The organism is Paracoccus sphaerophysae (assembly GCF_000763805.1).
In the GTDB taxonomy this organism is placed as follows: Bacteria; Pseudomonadota; Alphaproteobacteria; order Rhodobacterales; family Rhodobacteraceae; genus Paracoccus; species Paracoccus sphaerophysae.
Genome location: NZ_JRKS01000124.1, coordinates 1 through 2,307 on the forward strand (window position 1 = coordinate 1; position 2,307 = coordinate 2,307).

General features: G+C 72.1%; 3 protein-coding genes and 1 pseudogene. 1 reads left to right on the forward strand and 3 read right to left on the reverse strand.

Annotated features, from left to right (window positions below):
• From IC63_RS16645 to aroQ, 3 genes are all read right to left on the reverse strand, one after another.
• Positions 1 to 220 (reverse strand): carboxyltransferase domain-containing protein (locus tag IC63_RS16645; protein WP_036722713.1); only part of this gene is annotated, 220 nt, incomplete at its 3' end.
• A 14-nt stretch (positions 221 to 234) separates the two neighbouring features.
• Entirely contained in the window at positions 235 to 990 is a 756-nt protein-coding gene (locus IC63_RS16650; protein WP_198026359.1) for a LamB/YcsF family protein, read from the reverse strand.
• A complete protein-coding gene (gene aroQ, locus IC63_RS16655) occupies positions 990 to 1,433 on the reverse strand; it encodes a type II 3-dehydroquinate dehydratase (RefSeq protein WP_036722719.1) in 444 nt (147 codons plus the stop codon). The genes IC63_RS16650 and aroQ overlap by 1 nt, the downstream gene beginning before the upstream one ends.
• Positions 1,434 to 1,553: 120 nt before the next feature.
• Here aroQ and IC63_RS16660 point away from each other — a divergent pair.
• Positions 1,554 to 2,307 (forward strand): annotated as a pseudogene (locus tag IC63_RS16660) (phospholipase D-like domain-containing protein); the annotation flags it as partial.

Below are 2,307 nucleotides of genomic sequence, written 5' to 3' on the forward strand. Positions count from 1 at the left end.
TTCCCACCTCCCGAGCCAGCCGGGCGTGATCGGTCAGCAGCGGGTCGAAGTCGATCAGCAGGTTGACGAAACCCGGCACCACCTCGCGCAGCCCCGGCGGCGGCGCGGCGGCCAGCGCGCGGTCCAGGGCATGCACACGGTCGGTCACGGCGTCGTCGATGACCGAACCGAATTCGACCAGCAGCGCGTGGTCGGCGATGGGGACGAGCCGCGGTTCCATGCTCGCCGACGCGCTCACAGGAACGGCGCGATGTGCACGCCCGCCGCGGTCAGCCGCTCGCGCAGGTCACGGGCGATGGCTACCGCGCCGGGCGTGTCGGAATGGACGCAGATCGACTGCGCGGCCAGCCGCACCGGCGCGCCGTCGATCACGGGCATCAGGCCGCTGTCGAGGAACGCCAACAGCCGGTCGGCGATGGTGGCCGGATCGTGCAGCACGGCGCCCTCGCGCGACCGCGGCACCAGCTGGCCGTTCGGCAGATAGGCGCGGTCGGCGAAGATTTCGGAAAACACCGCGATTCCCCGCCCCCGCGCCGCCTGTTCCAGCGCGGTGCCGGAGATGGCGAGGATCGCCAGCCGCGGCGACAGGGCGCCCACGGCCGCGGCGATGGCGTCTGCGACCTGCGCATCGGCGGCGGCGAGGTTTCCCAGCGCGCCGTGCGGTTTGACATAGCGGACCTCGGTCCCCGCCAGCTGCGCCAGCGTCGCCAGCGCCCCGGTCTGGGCCACCACCATGCGCCCGATCTCGGCCGGCGACATCGGGATGACGCGGCGGCCAAAGCCCTCGCGGTCGGCATAGCCGGGATGGGCGCCGACGACGACGCCGCGGCTTGCGGCCGTCTGCAGGGTGGCGAACATGGTTTCGGGGTCGCTGGCATGGCCGCCCGCCGCGACATTGGCGCTGGTCACGATGTCCAGCATCGCGGCGTCGTCGCCCATCCGCCAGGGGCCGAAGCCCTCGCCCAGGTCGGAGTTGAGGTCGATCCGCATCACGCCCCCGCCGTCAGCGACGCGACGCGGCGCAGCGCCAGCAGATAGCCTTCGGTGCCGCAGCCCGCGATCACCCCGTCGGCGCGCAGGCTGACATAGGAATGGTGGCGAAACGACTCGCGCTGATGGACATTCGAGATATGGACCTCGATCACCGGCCCGTCGAAGGCCTTGAGTGCATCGAGGATCGCCACCGAGGTGTGGGTATAGGCGGCGGGGTTGATGACGATGGCGGCGGCGGTCTCGCGCGCCTCGTGGATCCAGTCGACGATCTGGCCTTCGTGGTTCGACTGCCGGAACCGGACCTGGACGCCCAGCTCGGCGGCCAGCGCGGCGCAGGCGGCCTCGACATCGGCCGGCGTCTCGCGGCCATAGACCTCGGGCTGGCGCTGGCCCAGCAGGTTCAGGTTGGGGCCGTTCAGGATGTCGATGATGCGGGTCATGGCTGCCTTCCTTGCGTGCGCCATTGGCCCCGCGCGCGGCGGCCGGGTCAAGCCCCGGCGCGGCACCGGAACCGCGACGGGACCAGCGTGTTGGACCCTGCACACAACCCCGAGTCCCCCATGCCCCTGACGCTCACCCCCGGCGAGAACTGCTGGCGCGCCGTTCCCGCCGACCGTTTTGCGCTGATCGTCGACGGCGCGGATTACTTCCGCGCCCTGCGCCACGCCCTGGCCGAGGCGCGCCACCTGGCCGTGATGATCGGCTGGGACTTCGACTTCGAACTCAACATGCTGCCGGGCGAAAGCGACGCGGACGGCAACGCCCCCGACGGCCTGCCGAACCAGGTCGGGCCGTTCCTCGAGGCGCTGGTCGACCGCCGCCCCGACCTCGACGTCCATCTGCTGAAATGGAGCGGCGGCGCCCTCATCGCGCCGGGCCGGATCCTGCCCGCGCTGCGCACCAAGCTGCTGTCGCCCGACCAGATCCACCTGGCCTTCGACGGCCACCACCCGTTCGGCGCCTGCCATCACCAGAAGATCGTGGTGATCGACGATGCGCTGGCCTTCTGCGGCGGCATCGACGTGACCGAAGGCCGCTGGGACACCCCCGAACATCGGGCCGACGAACCCCGCCGGGTGTTGCGCTCGGGCGAGATCGGCCAGCCCTGGCACGACATGTCGGCGGTGCTGACCGGCGACGCCGCCCGCGCCCTGGGCCAGCTGGCGCGCGCCCGCTGGGACCGCGCCAATGACGGCCCGATCACCGAGCCGCCCTCGGACACCGATCCCGACGCGCTGTGGCCGCCCACCATCGCGCCGGATTTCCGCGGCGCGACCGTCGCCATCGCCCGCACCCACCCGCGACCCACGAGGT

What these genes read in the sequence shown, in the direction of transcription:
- IC63_RS16650 (WP_198026359.1), bottom strand. Translation starts at nt 990, where the DNA reads ATGCGGATCGACCTCAACTCCGACCTGGGCGAGGGCTTCGGCCCCTGG.
- aroQ (WP_036722719.1), bottom strand. Translation starts at nt 1,433, where the DNA reads ATGACCCGCATCATCGACATCCTGAACGGCCCCAACCTGAACCTGCTG.